The organism is bacterium, assembly GCA_019912885.1.
Taxonomy (GTDB): Bacteria; Lernaellota; Lernaellaia; order JACKCT01; family JACKCT01; genus JAIOHV01.
Map to the genome: position 1 here is coordinate 1 of JAIOHV010000181.1, position 17,005 is coordinate 17,005.

General features: G+C 65.8%; 12 protein-coding genes. 6 read left to right on the forward strand and 6 right to left on the reverse strand.

Annotated features, from left to right (window positions below; translation table 11 throughout):
* Positions 1 to 283: hypothetical protein (locus tag K8I61_15810; protein ID MBZ0273505.1), on the reverse strand; the 283-nt coding region annotated here is incomplete at its 3' end.
* 1,433 nt (positions 284 to 1,716) lie between these two features.
* Here K8I61_15810 and K8I61_15815 point away from each other — a divergent pair.
* Positions 1,717 to 2,967, forward strand: coding sequence for an OmpA family protein (locus K8I61_15815; protein MBZ0273506.1), 1,251 nt, complete (start codon positions 1,717 to 1,719; stop codon positions 2,965 to 2,967).
* Positions 2,968 to 3,158: 191 nt separating this feature from the next.
* Here K8I61_15815 and K8I61_15820 read toward each other — a convergent pair whose 3' ends face one another.
* Positions 3,159 to 4,370, reverse strand: coding sequence for a hypothetical protein (locus K8I61_15820; GenBank protein ID MBZ0273507.1), 1,212 nt, complete (start codon positions 4,368 to 4,370; stop codon positions 3,159 to 3,161).
* A gap of 38 nt (positions 4,371 to 4,408) precedes the next feature.
* On the reverse strand, positions 4,409 to 5,359 hold the full coding sequence (locus tag K8I61_15825; GenBank protein MBZ0273508.1) for a prenyltransferase: 951 nt from the start codon (positions 5,357 to 5,359) through the stop codon (positions 4,409 to 4,411).
* A gap of 132 nt (positions 5,360 to 5,491) precedes the next feature.
* Between K8I61_15825 and K8I61_15830 the strand changes: the two genes are divergently transcribed.
* The 5 genes from K8I61_15830 (at position 5,492) to K8I61_15850 (ending at position 12,756) form a co-directional block, all read left to right on the forward strand.
* Complete coding sequence (locus K8I61_15830; GenBank protein MBZ0273509.1) at positions 5,492 to 5,974, forward strand: hypothetical protein; 483 nt, start codon at positions 5,492 to 5,494, stop codon at positions 5,972 to 5,974.
* Between the two features lie 34 nt (positions 5,975 to 6,008).
* Positions 6,009 to 8,273 (forward strand): alpha-galactosidase, encoded by a 2,265-nt coding sequence (locus tag K8I61_15835; protein ID MBZ0273510.1) that lies wholly within the window; start codon positions 6,009 to 6,011, stop codon positions 8,271 to 8,273.
* A gap of 1 nt (position 8,274) precedes the next feature.
* Positions 8,275 to 9,426, forward strand: a complete 1,152-nt coding sequence (locus tag K8I61_15840; GenBank protein MBZ0273511.1) for a hypothetical protein — start codon at positions 8,275 to 8,277, stop codon at positions 9,424 to 9,426.
* Complete coding sequence (locus tag K8I61_15845; GenBank protein ID MBZ0273512.1) at positions 9,423 to 9,992, forward strand: GNAT family N-acetyltransferase; 570 nt, start codon at positions 9,423 to 9,425, stop codon at positions 9,990 to 9,992. Before K8I61_15840 ends, K8I61_15845 begins: the two co-directional genes overlap by 4 nt.
* A gap of 241 nt (positions 9,993 to 10,233) precedes the next feature.
* The gene (locus K8I61_15850) at positions 10,234 to 12,756 is read left to right on the forward strand and encodes a VWA domain-containing protein (GenBank protein MBZ0273513.1); all 2,523 of its coding nucleotides are present in this window, start codon (positions 10,234 to 10,236) and stop codon (positions 12,754 to 12,756) included.
* 242 nt (positions 12,757 to 12,998) lie between these two features.
* Here the strand turns inward: K8I61_15850 and K8I61_15855 are convergent, their stop codons facing one another.
* The 3 genes from K8I61_15855 to K8I61_15865 form a co-directional block, all read right to left on the reverse strand.
* On the reverse strand, positions 12,999 to 13,904 hold the full coding sequence (locus tag K8I61_15855) for a thermonuclease family protein (GenBank protein MBZ0273514.1): 906 nt from the start codon (positions 13,902 to 13,904) through the stop codon (positions 12,999 to 13,001).
* The gene (gene polA, locus K8I61_15860) at positions 13,904 to 16,624 is read right to left on the reverse strand and encodes a DNA polymerase I (GenBank protein MBZ0273515.1); all 2,721 of its coding nucleotides are present in this window, start codon (positions 16,622 to 16,624) and stop codon (positions 13,904 to 13,906) included. The genes K8I61_15855 and polA overlap by 1 nt, the downstream gene beginning before the upstream one ends.
* A 24-nt stretch (positions 16,625 to 16,648) precedes the next feature.
* Positions 16,649 to 17,005: ankyrin repeat domain-containing protein (locus K8I61_15865; protein ID MBZ0273516.1), on the reverse strand; the 357-nt coding region annotated here is incomplete at its 5' end.

Here is a 17,005-nt window from a genome sequence, read left to right on the forward strand (position 1 = left end):
GCACCTGATTGAGGAACACGCCGAACAGCCCTAGCTTCGCGAACGCCCACAGGTCGGCGCGCGTCGGGCGGTAGCGCTCGATCGTCCACGCGGCGAGGCCGAGGATCGGCACGGCGAAGATGACGCGGATGCCGGCGAGCGCGAGCGGCTCGACGCTGCCCATGACGAGCTTGCCGACGACGTGAAACCCGCCGAAGACGAGTTGCACGAAAAGAAACGCCAGATGGACGCGCGCAAGCGGGCGCGGCGCGGGATCGGCGAATGGGGCGGCGGCGTGCGTCACAAGCCGGGGACGATACGACGGGCGCGGGCCGCGTCAAGTTCGCGCCCGCGCGGCCGTGTTTGCGACGCGCCCGTGCCGCCTTGCGATGTCAGGGCCGCAAACGAAGGCGAGCGAAGCGAGGCGAAGTGCGCGGTCGACACCGCCCCGGCATAGCCGCGCCTTCGCCATATCAGGGCCGCAAACGAAGGCGAGCGAAGCGAGGCGAAGTGCGCGGTCGACACCGCCCCGGCATAGCCGCGCCTTCGCCATATCAGGGCCGCAAACGAAGGCGCGATAGCGCCGAAGTGCGCGGTCGACACCGCTCCGGCATCGCCGAGCCTTCGCCATATCAGGGCCGCAAACGAAGGCGCGATAGCGCCGAAGTGCGCGGTCGATACCGCCCCGGCATCGCCGATCTCGCCATCCTTAATGCCTCGGCGTGGCCAACCGCGCACTTCGCCGCCCCGCTCCGAGCGTGGCGGCCTACGTTTGCGGCCCTGACATCGTGCCCCGGCATCGCGCCTTGCTCCCCATCCCCGCCCGTGCTAGAAATTTCCCGCCATTTCCGGGCTTTCACAATATCCGAGACTCCGCCACGGTGGGCGCGCAAGGTCGTTGCGACGTTTTGCGCATCGCCGCCGATCGCGGGAGTCGTCGGGGGGGCTGTATTGATGCGACGTTTCGCCCTGGTCGCGGCTGTGCTTCTCGCCACGGTCGCCTTGCCGCTTGCGGCGTCCGCGCAGGACAACGAGTCCATCGACGCGCAGATGTTCCGCCCGAGCATTTTCAACGGCAACTTCCTCGCCATCGAGGACGCGCATCTGATGGACAAGATGTGCTACGGCCTCGGTCTTTACGTGAACTACGCCGCGAGCGTCGTCGAGGTTCGCGAGGACGGCGAATTCAAGACCGGCATCCTCAATTCGGTCGCGACGGCCAACGCGGTCGCGGCGTTTTCGCCGTGGTCCTGGCTGGCCATCGGCGTCGATGTGCCGGTGCATCTCCAAGGCCGCGCCAAGCGCTTTGACGAGCAGGACGTCGACGTCGACGATCCCGAAGCCGAGGCGCCGCAGTTCGAGGACAACGCGACGCTCGGCGACATCAAGGCGGAGCTCAAGCTCGGATTGCTGCGCGAGGAAACGATCGGCATTGGTTTCGCGCTCGCCGGTTTCGCGACCTTCCCCACGGGCGATCCGGAAATCTTCCTTGGCGAAGGCACGACGAACTTCGGCGGCAAGGGCATGCTCGAAAAGGACTTCGGATTCATCAACATCGGCCTGAACGCCGGATACCTCGTGCGCCCGACGCGGCCGGTTCTGGGTACGGATATCGGCAACGCGTTCCTGTACGGCGCCGGTATCTCGCACGACTGGAAGAGCGGGTTCGGCTTCTCGATCGAATATTTCGGCCAGGCGTTCGACTCGGAAAACACCGAAGATCTCGAATCGAACCCGATGGAAGCGCTCGCCACGTTGCGCTACAAGTTCGGCGGCGGCCTGCGTGTGATTGGCGGCGGCGGCGCGGGTTTGTCGGACGGCGTCGGCTCGCCGTCGTACCGCGTGCTCGCGGGCATCGACTACTTCCCCGAGTGCAAAGGCCCGACGCAGGGGCGCCTCATCGTGCGCGTCCAGACGGAAGACGGCCTGCCGGTCATTGCGACGCTCAAGGGCAAGGGCCCGTCCGGCGCGCTTGCGCCCAAGGGTTCGGTCGCCAAGCCGTTCGAAGTCAAGACCGACAGCACCGGCACGTATAACGTGAAGACCGATCCGGGCGAATACGCGGTCGTCGCGCTCGCGCCGGGTTATCTGCCCGGCTCGGCCAAGGGCACGGTGCTCATCAGCAAGACGACCGAAGTCGTCATCACGCTCGCGCTCAAGAAGCAGCCGACGACCTTGCAGGTCAACGTCGTGTACAAGGCGACGGGCGAGCCGATCAACAATTCCGCCCTGCTCATCAAGAACTCGGCAACGGGCAAGCTCGAGGCCAAGAAGCTGCCGACCGGCACGTGGTCGGGCGAATATGCGCCGGGCGACTACCTCCTGTCCGGCATCGCGCAGGGCTACGAGCGCGTCGACCAGCCGGCGACCGTGCTGCCGAACAAGGCCAACACCGCCACGCTCGAATTGCGCCAGATCATCCTGCAGATCGGCAACATCCAGTTCGACTACGACTCCGCCAACATCAAGGTCGAGTCCTACCCGATCCTGGAGGACGTGCTCGACAAGATCCGCATCAAGCAGGCGCAGACGGACACCGAGATCCAGAAGATCATCATCGAGGGTCACACGTCGTCCGAGGGCACCGAGGAATACAACCAGAATCTGTCGCAGCGCCGCGCCGAGTCCGTGCGTAACTGGCTCGTCGAGCATGGCGTCGCGGCCGATCTGCTCGATCCGCGCGGCTACGGCGAGTCCCGCCCGATCGCCGACAACGAGACCGAGGAAGGCCGCATGAAGAACCGCCGCGTCGAGTTCATCTTCGAGGAGACCGGCGGCGCGGGCCTCTCGTCCCCCGGCGCGGCCGGCGTGGAAGGCGGACCGACCGAGGTGACCGGCGACACCGAGCCGGGCCAGGAGCCCGCGGCCGAAACGCCCGCGCCCGAAGGCGGCGAGGCGGCCCCGGAAGGCGGCGAAGCCGCACCTGAGGGTGGCGAGGCCGCGCCCGAGGGTGGTGAGGCGGCCCCGGAAGGTGGCGAAACGCCCTGACGGCAAATCACATCGGATAACGAAGCGGCCCGCGGCGAAAGCCGCGGGCCGCGTGCGTTTGACGCCGAGCTACCTGCTACGGAAATGGACGGTGGACAATATGGACATGATGGAGACTTAATGGACATGGACGAACCGAACCCACGCCGCAGGCGTCCGTTCGGTCCATTCAGTCCATTTTGTCCATCGCCTTACCTCTCCCCCGCCGCGTAAAATGCGATCCGTCTCGCCGCGAAAACGCATCCCCCAAACACCGTCACCGCGCAGGCCAGCGCGATGCCGTAATACGCCGCGAACGCAAGGCGCGGCGCGGCGAAGTGCGACGCCCCAAGGCCGAGCGGATTGGCGAAAAACCCCGCGACGACGATCGCGGCGGCGGCGCCGAGATACCGCGCGCGCGGCGGCGCGGCGACGGCGATGACCACAAACAGCAGCACGTGGTACGCGCCGACAAGCGCCGAATACGCCGCGAAAACAAGGCGCGGCGCGCCGAAATGCACGTGAACGAGCGACGCGCCGGCGACGGCGACGACAAGCGCGCCCGAGATCATCAGCATGCGGGCCGGGCCGACGCGAAACAGAAAAAGACCGGCGATCGACGCGGCGATCACGTGCAGCACGCCGTTTTGCGCCCAATCGAGTCCCGAGGCGAAAACGGGCGGCTCGATGACGCCGTCGCCCATCGGGCGGAACATGAACGAATCGACCGCGACGATCGCGGCGATCGGCAGGCACGCGAGAACGAGGCGGCGAACCGTGCGCCCCATCGGCTCAACGTCCGCGTCCGCCGCGTTCCGCGCGGGCGACGCGGCGAGCGCCGACAGGATCACCGCGGCGACTAGCGCGAAGATACCATCGACCAGTGCGACGCGGGCCGGATCGCCGCCGTAGCCGGCGACCAGATTCGCGGCCAGATACGTCACGGCTGTCAGAGCCCCGGCGAAGATGCCGGAAAGACGTGCGGGAACCTGTGTGGAAAACAGGCCAAGCAAAAGCACGGTCTGCACGCCGAGCGGCACGCCGAACGCGCACGCCACGACGATCGGCCCCGCGCGATCCAGGAGCGGCAGCGCGATCGGCGCGAGGATGGCGAGAAGCGCCGAGACAAACGCCGCGCCCGCGGCCACCGCGCGAGGGCCGGCGCGGGCACGGTCAAGCAGCACGCCCGCGACGAGCGCGGAAATGGCGCCGCCGATCGTCAAAAGGCCGAGAGGCGCGCCGACGGCCGCGACGGAATCGGGCGCATCGCCGGCAATCGCCGAAAACAGCGAAAGCTGCACGAACGTGACGTAATACGCGAGGTTGAGCGCCAGGGCGACGGACGCGCCAAGCGCGCGCGCCAATAGGCCGGAAATCGGCCCGGCGCCGGCGATCGCCACCGCGGCGGCGCCTTTGGGAATCACGGCCGGCGCACGCCGGCGGGGGCGCGTCGCGCGCGGCATCACAGGGTCCGTGCGAAAAAAAGCCCGGCGAGAAGAAGCAGCCAGAGCCCGATGTACGAAAGGATCGTGTAGCGGCATGCCGCGACCAGGTCCTCGATTTCGACGAGCCGATCGCGCGGATTGCGCGTCAGGATGACGACGGGAAAGGCGACGAGAAGCGCGACGATCGCGCGTTTGGGCAGCATCCCGGCGAGCACGAAGCCGAAGATCGCGGCGACCGCCGCCCACAAAAGCAGCGTCCACAGCAACAGCCCGCGATCGGGGCCGAGCCGCACGACGAGGTTGTTCTTGCCGGCCTCCTCGTCCGCGGCGAAGTCCGGCACTTCGTTGACGGTGATGATCGCGGCGCTCCATAAGCCGAGCACGACGCCCGAGGCGAGCGCCTCGGCGGGCACACGCCCCATCTGCACGTACGCGCCGAACGCCGCCAGCAGCGGACCGAAGACGACGCCGATGGTCACCTCGCCGAGGCCGCGATACGCGAGCCCCACGGGCCGCGCCGTGTAGAAAATCCCCGCCGTCGCGCCGGCCGCCGCATAGCCCAGGACCATCGGCCCGCGAAGCTGCGCGAGATACGCGAACACCGGCGCCGCCGCGACAAAGGCGAGCCAGCCCGCGTTGCGGATCGCGCGCGCGGAGAGCAATTCGTCCTGAATCACGCGCGTTCCGCCGGAAAAAGGCGTGCGCACGTCATTTTGGTCGTCCGTGCCGGAGAGATGATCGTAGTAATCGTTCAGAAGGTTGGCGCCCGCGTGAACCAGCCAGACGCCCGCGAGCGCGACGCCAAACGCCAGCGCGTCCAGGCGCCCGGCGATCTTCCATGCGACCATCACACCGATGCTGTACGGGATGAGGCTGACGATCAGGAAGCCGCGGAACAGGCCGATCGCACGCAGCCACGCCGCGACAAGCGACACCGGCGCCTCCTGGCTCATCGACTGCGTCACCATGCTCCCTCCCGACAAGCCGGACATCTTAGCGGCGAGCGGGGGAATGACAATGGAGATTTCAACGAGTTGTTGACTTGGCGCGCTAGCGGCGGGATACAGGTTTCATCGGTTACATTTCCGGGGGGTGGCGACTTGTCCGAAACGATATCGACGCGGGTCATTGTCCGCCGCGTGTTGCGTATGGCCGGGCCGGTTTTGTTTGTCCTCGCCGGGACGGCGTGTTTCAACAAGCTTACGGTTTCTCCGGACATGTGGGGTTCAACCGGGCCGGAGGAGCTCGCGTACCAGATCGAGGTGTTTCTGAATCGGCTCGAAAGCAACGCGGAAACGGACGCGTCGTCGTACGGCGCAACCGCGGCGACGTATGACGAACTCGTCGCGCTCGCAAAGACGAAGGAACTCGCGGCGCGCGCAAAGGACTGGGGCGAATCCGCCCAGCATTACCGAAATATTCATAATCGACTGCGCGAAATTCGCGAGTTACACGCGAGCGTCGGGCGACTCGATCGCCAGCAGATCGTGGGGTTCCGCAACTTCGTCGAATCCGAATTGTCGGCGGTGATATCGTACGAATCGAAAAAGCCGCTGGAAAAACGCAACGAGAAAAAGAAATAGGACGACGCAAGCGCCCCATCGCGGCGCAACGACGATGCCTGAACGCCTGTCGAAAAATAACGCTGCCGATCGCCCGTCGCGCCGAAAACGCTCCGTACGCACGTTCGTTCGCGAGCGGGCGGCGTGTGTTGTTCTGCTTGCCGTACTGTGCGGTTGCAAGGACGAGGTGCCGCCCGGCCGCGCGCCGGAGTCGGCCGCCGCACCCGTGTTGCGCGCGTGTCCGACGAACCTTCGTTTGGATGCCCAAACGCGCACGTGGACGCTTACGAGCGACGCCTGCGAAAGCGCGCTCTCCGGCGCAACGATGCGCGTCAGTTACGAGCAAGGCGGACGCCGGCGCAACGCGACGCTGGCCGACTGGCCGACGCTTGGCGCCGAGGTGCGCGGCGACACCGTCATCTGGAGGCTGTCGGATCATCCGCGCGCGCCGGATTTGCGCGTGACGATCGCGCACGATCCCGCGGGAGGTTCGCTGCGCATCGACACGCTGATGACCGCGCGCGAAGGCGGCGAGGCGATCCGCGTCCGGACGGTCGAGCCGTTTCGCATGGAGGCGGGCGCGTCACTGACGCTGCCGAATCTCGAGGGCCGGCTGCACTGGCTGCACAACGCGTTCGATTCCTGGTCGTACACCGGCGTCGATTCGATCGGCGCCCATAAGGGCGCGCAGCCGAAAAACGAGTGGGGCGTCATGATCCCCGCCGCGAACAACGGGCATTTCGAGACGGATCGCCTTGGCACGGGCTGGTGGGTCGGCGCGGCGCGCGTGGCGAACGGACGCGCGGGATTTGTCGCGGGCGCCCTGTCCGCGCGCGTGTTCAAGACCTATCTCGGCGTGTCGGTCGACGGCGCGGACGCGATCCATTTCGATTTCGTGATGGGCACGCCCGGCGACGCCGTGATGATCCCGCCGGGAGGCGCCGCCGGCTTCGATCCCGCGTACTTCCGATTTTCGGCCGATCTGCCGGCCGCGCTCGACGATTACGCCGAGGCGTTCGCACGCGTCGTGACGCCGCGCGTGTGGGACGGAACGCCGCCGCGCGGCTGGGCAAGCTGGTACGATCTTTTTAGCGACGTGACCGAAGACGACGTGCGCGATCACATCGACATCCTTGCGAACGATCCGTGGGCTCAGGCCGGATGGCGCGTCTTGCAGATCGACGACGGCTACCAGATGGCGTTCGGCGATTGGGAAACGAACGAGAAGTTCCCCTCCGGCATGGACGGCGTCGCGGCGGCGATCGAGGGCGCGGGCCAGGTGCCGGGGTTGTGGATCGCGCCGCTTCTCGTCGCGGACGACGCGCCGCTTTACGACGAGCATCCGGAGTGGATGCTGCACCGCGCCGACGGCAGGCTCATGCATTACGGCGACGTGCTTGGCCGTCGATTCGGCGTCCTTGACGTGACGCACCCCGGCGCCGCGGCGCACGTGCGTTCGATCATCCGCCGCTTCGTTGACGACGGCTATACGTATCTGAAGCTCGACTTTCTCTTTCCCGGCGCGTTCGAGGCGGTGCGGTACGATCCGGACGTCTCGGCGATGCAGGCCTTCGCGCGGGCGTGCGAGATCTTCCGCGACGAGGCGGGCGACGACGTCTTCCTTCTCGCGTCGGGGCAGCCGTTCCTGGGCGTGGTCGGATATTTCCACGCGGCGCGCACGAGCGTGGATATCGCCTACAGCTTCACCGACGCGACGGATTTTCGCGCGAGCGCCAACATCGCGCGCTTCAACGCGGCGCGCGCGTGGAGCGCGCGGTTGTTCGTCCCGGATCCGGACAACCTGCTCGTGCGCGGACCGATGGACGAGGCGAAGGCGTTTACGACGCTATTGTCGAATGTGCTCGCGGGCGGCAACGTGTTTTTGGGCGACGACCTGCGCGATCTCTCGCCGGCGCGCGCCGCGTGGATGACCGATCCGGACGTGCTCGCGCTTGTCGATCTGCCCGGCGCGATGCGGCCGCTCGATCTTTTCGACGAGGCGGCCGAGCGCATCGTATACGCCCCGTATTACGATTGGCTGGTGCGATCGAGCCGAACGCCGATGTTGTGGCGTCGCGGCGACGTACTGGCGGTCTTGAACTTCACGGATCACGACGCCGTGCGCGAGATCGCGGCGTGGGAACTTGGCGCGAACGACGGCGACCGCGTGGTGCTCTCTCCCTATTTCGACGACGGCGAAGAGACGGCATTTGGCGACACGGCGACGATCGCAACGGCGCGGCACGAGTCGCGCGTGTATCGCGTCCGGATTGAACGCGCGGCCGGCGAGCCGCCGCGCCAGGATCTTTCGGGAGGATGACATGCGTTGGCCATCGACAATCGCGCTCCTTTTGCTCGCGCTGGCGTTTTCGCTCGTGCTGTCGCCCGCGTGCGGCGACGACGACGATGACGGCAACGACGAGGCCCCGCGCGATTTCGGCGACGATGACGATACGGGGCCGGGGCCGGACGGCGACGACGACAGTGCAGGAGGCGACGACGACGATGGCGCGGACGACGACGGCGCCGAAGACGATGATGATGAGAATGATGATGATGGCGGCGCCGATGACGACGATCAACTGATTTACCCGTCCGATCCCGCGGACACGGGTCCGTTGCCGGTCGCGCAGAGCGCTGAAAAATACGTCGATCCCGCGAGCGACGACGAGGAGCCCCTTCTCGTGTTTTTCCCGTCGGACGACGGCGGCGCGAGCGTGGACGATCGCGCCGCGCCGTATCCGTTCGTGATCTTCGGGCCGCGGCCGGACATCGACTCGAAATACTACACAAGCTATCTGCGCAACCTCGCGTCGTGGGGATTCATCGTCGCGTTGCGCGGCAACGAGCACAAATCGCACGAGCGCCTGTCGAACGACGAGGTGGGGATCATCAACTGGGCAAGCGCCCGGCACGGCGACGGGCAGAGCGTGTTTTACAATATCTTCGACCTGTCGCGCGTCGCCACGGTGGGGCACGGCCTGGGCGGCAAGATCGCGTTTCTCACCGCGTATCACGACGAGCGCGTGCGGGCGATCGTCGGCCTGGATCCCGACGACAGCCTGCCCGCCTTTCCGCTTCCGATCGAGGACTACCCGTCGGTGGCGCCCGAGCTGATGCAATGGATCGACCGCCCCTCGATGATTATCGGCGCGTCCCTGGGCGGTGATTGCGTCGATCCGGACGAGAACTGGGACGACTTCTACAGCGCCGCGAAAAAGCCGTCGTACGAAATTGTGATGGTGAACGCCGGGCATCTGGATTTCCTGGACAATCCCAACTGCCCCGGCTGCAACATCTGCAACGACGGGCAGACCGATTCCGAGGTCGTGCGAAAGCTCGCGCGGCGATACCTGACGGCGTTTCTTGCCGTGCAGTTGCGCTTCATGGATTCGTACAACACGTGGTTTGCCGGAGACGGCATCGCCGAGGATGTCGCCTCCGGAAAGGTGACGACGAGGAAAAAAGAATGACGGACGAGACACCCGGCCCGCGCTTTTGGCCCGGCGAACGCGTTTACCTGCGCGGCGTCGAGGAAGACGACATCGAGCGCGGACATATGTGGATCAACGATCCGGCGACGACGCGCTTTCTGTTGGCCGGGCGCCGGCCGATCAACCTTGTCGCCGAACGCCAATGGGTCGAGGAGCGCGGCGATCTCATCGACCACGAAATCAGCTTCGCGATCTGCCTGACCGCGAACGATCGCCACATCGGCACGTGCGGGCTGAACGGCATCGAGGGCATCGACCGATTTGCCGTTTTCGGAATCATGATCGGCGAGGCGGACTGCCGCGGCCAGGGATACGGCACGGAGGCGACGCGCCTGTGCGTCGGGTACGCGTTCGATGTGTTGAACCTGCATCGCGTGGAGCTGACGGTGTCGACGAAAAATCCCGCCGCGGTCGCGTGTTATCGCAGGGCCGGTTTCAAGGATGAGGGCCTGCGCCGGCAGACGCGCTGGCGGCGCGGTGCGTGGGAGGACGAAATCCTGATGTCGGTGCTTGTGGAGGAGTGGCGAGTGGCGAGTGGCGAGTGACGAGTGACAAGTTGAATCTTATTGGCGGAAGCGAACGTCATACGTCCATCGTGTCCATTCGGTCCATTGTGTCCATCCATTCGTCGGGCAAGGGCACGGGCACCGGGCAAAAATAATGGAACCGGCATGCGACTCCGATGTCCCATCATTCGAGCGCCGGCGATTTTTCCCTTGAACGAAAGGCCCCGTCAGCTTGTCTCGACGGTAGCGCGGAGCATCCGCGCGGAAGGACAGGTGCGTCATGTCTCGTCATAACAAGACCGCAATCGATGCCGTGTTCGCCCGAAACCACAAGGATTTTCGCAACGAACGCCGCGTGCTCGGCGTCGCGGCGGTCGTGATCCTCGCCCTTTGCCTGACGATGGCGTCGCCTTTTGTGGCGCGCGCCGAGGACGAAATCGGCGCGGGGCAGATCCGCGTGCTGTCGAAGGATTTGAAAAATGTGGAGGTACCGCTCAAACATACCTCCGTCGATGCTCATATTTCCGGCTTCGTGGCGCGCGTCGATGTGACGCAGCATTTCGTCAACACGTTCGACAAGCCGATCGAGGCGGTTTACGTCTTTCCGCTTCCGCACGACGCCGCCGTGCACGACATGACGATGACGATCGGCGAGCGCGTCGTGAAGGGCGTCATCAAGAAGCGCGGCGAGGCGCGCGAGATCTACGAGGCCGCCCGGCAGGCCGGCAAGACGGCGTCGCTTCTCGACCAGGAGCGGCCCAACATCTTCACGCAGTCGATCGCCAACATCATGCCCGGCGACGACATCAAGATCCGCATCAGCTACGCGCAGGCGCTGCCGTACGACAAGGGGCGCTACGAGTTCGTGTTCCCGATGGTCGTCGGCCCGCGCTACATCCCGGGACACGCCATCGGCAAGTCGGGCGGCGGCTGGGCGCCGGATACGGACCGCGTGCCCGACGCCTCGAAGATCACGCCGCCGGTCCTCAAGCCGACCGAGCGCAGCGGGCACGACATCGACATCGCCGTGCACCTGGACGCGGGCGTGCCGGTCGGCGACATCCGCTCGCCCTCGCACATGATCGAGATCGACGACGAAACCGACTCCGGCGCGACGATTCGTCTGGACGAACGCGACACGATTCCGAACAAGGATCTCATCGTGCGTTACGACGTCGCGGGCGAGCAGCCGGGTTTTGGGCTCGTGACATATTCCGACGGCGAGGACGGCTACTTCCTGTTGATGCTTACGCCCAAGGAGCAGTACGCGGAAAAAGAGATCGTGCCGCGCGAGATGATCTTCATCGTCGATTCGTCCGGCAGCCAGTCGGGCGACCCGCTCACGAAATCGAAAGAGGCGGTCAAGCGCGCGCTGCGCGGGCTCCGCGCCGACGATGTGTTCCAGGTGTACGACTTCAACGACATCGTCACGTCGATGGCGCCCGCGCCGGTCCCTGCGACCGCGAAGAACGTCCAGGAGGCCATGCGCTTTGTCGATCAGATCCGGCCGATGGGCGGCACGCGCATGTTGCCCGCGGTGCAGGCGGCGCTGAACTATCCGCCGGCGGAAGGGCGCCTGCGCATTGTCTTCATGACGACCGACGGCTACATCGGCAACGAGACGGAGATCATCAAGGAGATCCACGACAGCCTCGGCGACGCGCGTCTGTTCTCGCTCGGCGTCGGATCGAGCGTGAACCGCTACCTGCTCGTCGAGATGGCGGAGGAAGGCCGCGGATTTTCGCAGTTCGTGCGCCAGGACGAATCGACGAAAGAGGTCGTCGAGACGTTCCACAAGCGCATCGATGCGCCCGTGCTGACCGACATTACGATCGACTGGGGCGGCCTTGCCGTCGCCGATGTCGTGCCCGCGCGCGTGCCGGATCTGTTCGACGGGCAACCGCTCGTATTGTTCGGCAAGTTCACGCGGCCCGGCAGTGGAACCGTGCGGCTGACCGGTACGCGCGGATCGGGCAAGGCGAATCTGACCGCCGACGTCACCTTCCCGCGCGAGGCCGGCGGCAACGACGCGATCGCCAAGATGTGGGCGCGCGCGAGGATCGACAAATACTCCGACCGGATCACGTCGAAGGGCCACACGAAAGAGCTGGAAGAAAAGATCACGGACCTCGGCCTGACGCACAAGCTCATGACGCAATACACCTCGTTCGTCGCGGTCGAGGAAAAGATCCGCAACGAGGGCGGCAAGCAGACGACCGTGCAGGTGCCCGTCGAGATGCCTGAAGGCGTGTCGTACGAAGGCGTGTTCGGCGAAGAAGACGATCTCGCGGAAGGCTCGGCGTTGGGAATGGCGGCCGGCGTGTCCGTTACGAGGTCGAAAAAGCAGATGAACGCGCCGGCGATGGTGGCGCCCGCGAAGACGCGCGCGGCCGATGCCGCCGCGGGTGGATCGGGCAAGGGCCACGGAGGTGTCGCCGCGCCGCCGCCTTATGCGCAGACCATCGCGCCCGACGAGGAGATGATCGGCGGATCGAGCAGCGTCGTCCTTGATCCCATCGCGTATCTCGGCATCAGCGATCAGGAGAAATTTCGCAACGCGCTCGAAACGGCATTCGCCAAGGGCGTCGCGAAAAAGCTCGAGGCGCTGCGCGCGGGCGTGCCGGGCAAGCAGGTCATGGTGCGCCTGACGCTCGACGCAAGCGGCAAGGTGACGAAGGTCGATATCTCGAAGGACACGACGGGCAAGGCCGAGATCGCGAAGGTCTTGAAGGCCGAACTCGCGAAGCAAAGCTTCCCCGCGCCGGGCCATGAGGCGGCCATCGTGTTCTACGTACGGTTCTGAAAAACGAGCGCGAATGACAAACGCCCGCGCCGCGAAATCGGCGCGGGCGTTCGTCTAGCAAACCGCATGTCTTGATTTTGCCGCGCGCTTTGGTTTCGTCATCCCGAGGGGAGCGAAGCGAGCCGAAGGATCTGGCCTCGTCCCGGTTGACGCGTGGCCGGAAACGCCGGCGAGCCGGATCCTTCGCTTCGATCAGGATGACGATGCATGAACGCTCCGGGCGACGATGTCGCAACCCCGTTCTACTTTACGTTGGAGCACGACTCCACCGCGCGCAACTGCCTTGGCGCGGTGACGATGATGTCCGGCCCGTTGCGCGATCGAACCTTGCCGAACACGACGACCTCCCGGCCCCGCAGGTCGTCAAGACGCGCGCTTTTCGCAAGGAGGGGGACGTCGCGCGCGAAGATCGTCACCGTGAAATCGCTTTTCCAGTCCGCGCCGAAATTGAGGTGCGTCACCTTTTCGCTTCGGTGCACCGAACGGACGCGCCCGCAGACCATCGCGAGATCGCCGATCGCGCGATTCGACTTGTCCGCGGAAACGACCTCGCCCGCGCGCCCGGCGAAAAGCCCCTCGCCGCGGCTCCACGCGTCGATCGACGCATCGACGTATTCGTCGAGCGCTTCACGCCCCAGGCATTCGGAGTCCAGAAACGGCGCGCCAAGCCCCGCGGCCAAAAGCTCGTGCGTCACGTCGATGTCGTCCGCCGTGACGCGCGCGAGGCGCCGCCCGTATTTGTCGATCGGCCGCGCCGCGCATTCGACGACGCGCACGTCGCGCCCTTCGACGAGCAGGCGGTTGGCGAGCGCCGCCTCCTCGAAAAACCGCTCGTCTTTTTCGGGCGTGTCGATACCGATGTAGCGAATGGTCGCGCCATCGTCGAGCACGACGGTGTCGCCGTCGATGACCGACGCGACGCGCGCCTTGCGCTCGGCGCCGTCCGCCACGCGCGGCTCGCCGGCGCCGGTCAGGCGATCGAAAAAACCGGGCTTGCCGCCGCCGTCCGACTTTTCCGGCGTGGGAAGCGAACGGAACGGATCGCCTCCGCCGCCGCCGAATCGCTCGTAGAGAAACGCGGCACCCGCGACGACCGCGACGACAAGGACGAGCCGCGCGACGATGGCCGCGCGGCCAAGGCGCGCCATCAGTGCGCCTCCGACCAGTTGGCCGCGGCGCGCGCATCGACAACAAGCGGCACGTCGAGCGTGACCACGTTTTGCATCGTGTCGATCGCGATCGACGTCGCCTGTTCGACGAATTCGTCCTTCACCTCGAAGACAAGCTCGTCGTGCACCTGCAACACCATCGCCATCGGCAATCTCTCGTCGCGGATTTTCGCGTGCAGGCGGATCATCGCGAGCTTGATGATATCCGCGGCGGAGCCCTGAATCGGCGAATTCACGGCGAGACGCTCGCCGAACGCGATCTCGTTGCGATTACCCGACCGAAGCTGCGGGATCGCGCGGCGGCGCCCCATGATCGTCTCGGCATACCCTTTCGTGCGCGCGGACTCGACGCACCTGTCGATGAACGCGCGGACGCCGGCGAAGCGTTCGAAATAGGCGTTGATGAACGCCTGCGCGTCCGTGCGCGAGATGCCGAGGTCGTTGGCGAGGCGAAACGCGCCCATGCCGTACACGATGCCGAAGTTGATCGCCTTGGCCTGTCGGCGCATTTCGGGCGTCACGCCGTCGGGCGCCACGCCGAAGATTTCCGCGGCGGTCGCGCGGTGGATGTCGCCGCCGGCGAGGAACGCCGCGCGCATCGCCGCGTCATGCGACATATGCGCGAGGATGCGCAACTCGACCTGTGAGTAGTCGGCGGCCAGCAGCCGATGCCCGGGCGCGGCGATGAATCCCTCGCGAATGCGCCGGCCCTCGTTCGTGCGGATCGGAATGTTTTGCAGATTCGGATCGGACGACGAAAGGCGCCCCGTCGCCGCAACGGACTGGTGAAAGCTCGTGTGCAGGCGGCCGGTATTCGGATTGACGAGCTGCGGCAGCGTATCAACGTATGTGCTCTTCAGCTTGTGCAGTGCCCGGTAATCGAGCATGAGTTTCGCGACGATATGCAATGGAGCGAGGCTTTCCAGCACCTGCACGTCGGTCGAATAACCTGTCTTTGTCTTCTTGCCCGTCGGCAGTTTCAGGCGCTCGAACAAAACCTCGGCGACCTGCCGGGGGCTGTTGAGATTGAAGTCGCACCCCGCCTCGCCGCAGATGCGTTTTTCAAGCAGCGCCAGGTCGCGCGTCATCGCCTCGGACAGCTTCGCGAAGTGCTTCGGATCGACCAGCATACCGTGCCGCTCCATCGAAACGAGCACCTCCACAAGCGGCATCTCCAGTTCGTGGAACAGCTTGCGCATGCCCTCGCCGTCTAGGCGCTTGTCGAGAATCCCCGCGAGCAGCCAGGTGACGTGCGCGTCCTCCGCGGCGTAGTCGCGCGCCGTTTCCACGTCCACCTCGTCGAATCCCTTTTGCTTGCCGCGCCCGATCGTGGTGACGTCGCGGTATTTGATCGTGTCGTGTTCGAGATAACGCCTGGCGAGCGCGTCCATGCCGTGCGTCGCCGCGTCCGCGTCGAGCAGATACGACGCGATCATCGTGTCCGTCTCGACGCCGGCTACCTCGACACCCGCGTTCGCCAGCACGATCCAGTCGTATTTGATGTTCTGCCCGATCTTGCGCGCCTTCGCGTCGGCCATGAGCGCGCGCAACCGGTCGAGCACGAAATCGGGCGACAATTGCTTCGGCACGCCCAGATAGTGATGCGCGACCGGCACGTAATACGCGTCGTCGTCGCCGCAGCAAAAAGACAGGCCGACAATGCGCGCGCGCATCGGTTCCGGGCTCGTCGTTTCGAGATCGAACGCAAATCGCCCAGCCTTCGCGAGGCGATCGATCATCGCGGCGAGATCCGGCTCGGCCAGCACGAGATGGTATTTCTCGCGCGAGACGGCCGACGCCGCGGCCTTCGCGGGCGCGGGCGGCGCGGCGTCATCGATGGCGCGCAGCAGGCTCGAAAGTTCGTACTCCGTGAAAAACGCGCGCAGCGTTTCCTTGTCCGGCTCGGCGACGCGCAATTCGTCGAGCGCAAGATCGATCGGCAGGTCGCGCTTGATCGCGACGAGCTGCCGCGAAAGCAGCGCCTTGTCCTTGTTGTCGCGAATCTTCTCGCCGAGCTTCCCGGGAATCTCGTCCGCGCGCGCGAGCACCGCGTCGAGCGAGCCGAACTGCGCGATGAGTTTGGCGGCGGTCTTTTCGCCGACGCCGGGCAGGCCCGGCACGTTGTCCGACGTGTCGCCCGCCATCGCGAGAAAATCGACCACGACCTCCGGCCCGCCGCCGAAGCGCTCGGCGAGATCGCGGTGCGTCGTCACCCGGTCTTTCATCGTGTCGAGCATCGTGACGCCTTCGGCAAGGAGCTGGCACAGATCCTTGTCGGACGAGACGAGCACGACCTCGTAGCCCTTGCCGCGCGCTTCGTCCGCGAGCGTCGCGATGATGTCGTCCGCCTCGAAACCCGGCATCTCCAGCCGCCGCCACCCGTAGGCGTCCACAAGCTTGCGGATGATTTCGAACTGCGGAATCAGGTCGTCCGGCGGCTCCGTTCGGTTGGCCTTGTACGCCGGATCGATCGCGTGGCGGAACGTCGGCTCCTTGGTGTCGAACACGACGGCGACGTGCGTCGGCCGCTCGTCGCGCATGAGTTTTTGCATCATCTGCGCGAAACCGTACACCGCGTTCGTCGGCACGCCCCCGGATGTCGAGAGGCGGCGAATCGCGTAGAACGCGCGGAAGATGAATCCCGATCCGTCGACGAGAAACAGTCGGCGCGGCGATGGATCGTTGTCGGGTGTCGTCATCGGTTCCCGTGGCGTTAGCCGGCGCTACGCGCGCTTGTCGATCGTCTCGGCGACATCGGCCTTGCGGTTGCGGCGCGCCTCGTCGGCCGGCGTGCGGCCTTCGTCGTTTTTCGCGCCGGCCGCCGCGCCCGCGTGAAGGAGCAGCTCGACCGTCGATGCGAATCCGCGAAACGCGGCCTTGTGCAAGGGCGTGTTGCCCCATCGGTCGCGCGCGTTGATGTTCGCGCCCTTGGCGACAAGCGCGCGCAGCATTTCGTCGCGCCCCATCAGCGCGGCCATGTGCACGACGGTCTGGCCGAACTCGTCGGTGGCGTCGATGTCAATATCCAGCCCGGCGAAAATATTCGCGACGTCCTCGTGATACATCGCACCTTCCTGCAC

Coding starts and splice junctions, on each gene's coding strand:
- K8I61_15850 (MBZ0273513.1), top strand. CDS start 10,234: ATGTCTCGTCATAACAAGACCGCAATCGATGCCGTGTTCGCCCGAAAC.
- K8I61_15835 (MBZ0273510.1), top strand. CDS start 6,009: ATGCCTGAACGCCTGTCGAAAAATAACGCTGCCGATCGCCCGTCGCGC.
- polA (MBZ0273515.1), bottom strand. CDS start 16,624: ATGACGACACCCGACAACGATCCATCGCCGCGCCGACTGTTTCTCGTC.
- K8I61_15840 (MBZ0273511.1), top strand. CDS start 8,275: ATGCGTTGGCCATCGACAATCGCGCTCCTTTTGCTCGCGCTGGCGTTT.
- K8I61_15845 (MBZ0273512.1), top strand. CDS start 9,423: ATGACGGACGAGACACCCGGCCCGCGCTTTTGGCCCGGCGAACGCGTT.
- K8I61_15825 (MBZ0273508.1), bottom strand. CDS start 5,359: ATGGTGACGCAGTCGATGAGCCAGGAGGCGCCGGTGTCGCTTGTCGCG.
- K8I61_15815 (MBZ0273506.1), top strand. CDS start 1,717: ATGGAAGCGCTCGCCACGTTGCGCTACAAGTTCGGCGGCGGCCTGCGT.
- K8I61_15855 (MBZ0273514.1), bottom strand. CDS start 13,904: ATGGCGCGCCTTGGCCGCGCGGCCATCGTCGCGCGGCTCGTCCTTGTC.